At 65.0% G+C, this 397-nt stretch carries 1 pseudogene; it reads right to left on the reverse strand.

Annotation, left to right across the window (positions count from 1 at the left end):
- Positions 1 to 151: 151 nt before the first annotated feature.
- Positions 152 to 397: pseudogene (locus MWC30_RS22080) on the reverse strand (RND transporter); the annotation flags it as partial.

Genomic DNA, 397 nt, shown 5'->3' on the forward strand with positions numbered 1-397 from the left:
TGCAGATCGACTCCAAGGGTGAGATCCGCGGCGTCACGATTACGATGACGAAGACCTGACGGCTCCGACCGATTAGGCAGGCAAACAAAACAGCCCGGGTCCGAGCGCTTCGGAACCGGGCTTTTTGTTGCCGCGCTTTGTTGCCTCTCGGTCAGGCCTTTTCGATCGGCGCCGGTTGCCCGCCCTTGCCGCGCAGCTTCTGCGACAGGTTGATCAGGAACATCGAGGTCGGGCGCAGGATGAACAGGTCGGCGACCAGCGCTGCGACCATCGAGAACGCGCTGAGCCAGCCGAACAGCCGCAGCGACGGCAGGTCGGAGAACACGGTGACGACGAGGCCGCAGGCCAGCACCACCGTGGTCAGGATCAGCGCCGGACCGACCAGCACGGTGGCGCG

The sequence above is a fragment of the Desulforhabdus sp. TSK genome, from assembly GCF_022836495.1.
GTDB lineage: Bacteria > Desulfobacterota > Syntrophobacteria > Syntrophobacterales > Syntrophobacteraceae > Desulforhabdus.